General features: G+C 63.3%; 1 protein-coding gene. It reads left to right on the forward strand.

Annotated elements, in window-relative coordinates:
- Positions 1 to 1,936 (forward strand): AMP-binding protein (locus ACH2EH_RS07305; protein ID WP_395140341.1); only part of this gene is annotated, 1,936 nt, incomplete at both ends.

The raw sequence follows: 1,936 nt of genomic DNA on the forward strand, positions 1-1,936 counted from the left end.
ACGGAGTGCACGGTCACGGCCTTGCGCGGCGAGATTCGCGTGGGGGAGCCGATTACCATTGGGACACCCGTGCCCGGTTTGCAAGCCTATGTTCTTGACAGTGATCTTAACGAGGTGGCGGATGGCGTCTCGGGGGAGCTGTGTCTGGGCGGAGTGGGGCTGGCACGAGGCTACCACAAACGGCCTGAGCTGACGGCGGAGAAGTTCATCACCCACCCCGAGCGGGGGCGGCTCTATCGAACGGGCGATCTCGTGCACCACGACACCGAAGCGAGGAGCGGCGCGTTTCACTACCACGGGCGGCTTGATTCTCAAGTGAAGCTACGCGGCTACCGGATCGAACTGGAGGCGATTGAGACCTGCTTGGCCCAGTGCGACGGTGTGCGCGAGGCGGCGTGCTGCGTCCAGAACAATGGCAACGATCTGGCCGCTTTTATCGTCCCGACGGACTCCAGGCAGCCGCCGGACTTCGACACGCTCAAGGCCATGCTTCGTGAGGCGCTGCCGCCCTACATGATCCCCGCGCTCTTTGGCGTGCTCGCGGAGCTGCCCAAAAGTGTCGGGGGAAAGCTCAAACGGGAAAGCTTGCCGATAATAAGTCGCTCGGAGCGGCGTACAGAGCGAGAGATTATTACGCCACGCACGCTACTTGAAAAGTCAGTGTTAGCGGCGTTTCAACAAACCCTACTGCTCCCAGAAACGCTCTCACTCGACGAAGATTTCTTCCTGGAGCTCGGGGGCACGTCGCTTCAAGCCGCACAGCTAATCTCGCGCCTGCGCACCGATCCTGCCACCGCCTCGCTGACCGTCCGCGATCTCTACGAAGCCCGCACGGTTGCCGCGCTGGCACAGAGAGCCGTGCCGCCTACGCACGAACCCCGACAAACCCAGCGGCAAGCGCACTTGCCACTGGACACAGACGGCGAGCGGCGCACCGGAGTTCTCCAGAGCCTATGGCTGCTGCTAGAGCTCGCCCTCGCCTCGTTTGCGGCCTACGGCGGCTTCTTCGAACTTCTCCCCGCACTGCTCCAACGCCTGGGACTGGTGCCGCTCATCTTAATCACGCCGCTCTTGCTTTTTCTCGGGCTGGTGCTCTACACACCTCTGACGGTGTTTTTTGCCGTCTTCGTGAAGCGCCTGCTGATCGGGAAATACACCCCCTGTCGCGAACCCGTGTGGGGGAATTTTTATCTGCGCCACTGGATCGTGGTGCATGTGGCGCGACTGATTCCCTGGCCCGTGCTCGTCGGCACCGAGTTCCAGTGCATGGCGCTTCGGGCACTTGGGGCGCGAATTGGGCAGCGCGTGCATCTCCACCGGGGCGTAGATCTGACCCAAGGCGGCTGGGACTTGCTTGAAATCGGGGAGGATGCGACGCTTAACCAGGACGCGGCGCTGCGGCTGGTGGAGCTGGAAGACCGGCACCTCGTCATCGGCCCAATCATACTCGGGGCAGGTGCGACTCTCGATGTTCGGGCCGGTGTCGGGCCGGGTGGCTCTTTAGAAGCACGAGCTTATCTCACCGCGCTCTCGTCGTTGCCAGCCGGTAAGACGATTCCAGCGGGCGAGCGCTGGGACGGCATTCCCGCGCGACCTGCGGGACACGCGCCCCAAGTGCCACTTCTTACCCAAACAACGCTCTCGCCGCTGGCCTATAGCCTCGCCTTGCTACTCGCGCAGAGCACGCTCTGGTCAGTGCTTGCACTGCCGCTGGAGCTGCTCAATGTTGGAGCCATTGTCTGGCTTGGCTTAGAAACGCAAAGCCTAGCGCGCTCGCTACCGATATATGCGGGGCTCCTGGCTCTGGCGCTCCCGCTCACGCTGGCGCTAGAAGCACTGGCCGTTCGTGCGCTGGGCCGCGCCTCGGAGGGCGTACTCTCGCGCTGGAGCCGGGGCTACATTCCCGTCTGGCTCAAGGCGGGCCTCGTGGACTCCG

This window comes from Armatimonas sp. (assembly GCF_043760365.1).
Taxonomy (GTDB): domain Bacteria; phylum Armatimonadota; class Armatimonadia; order Armatimonadales; family Armatimonadaceae; genus Armatimonas.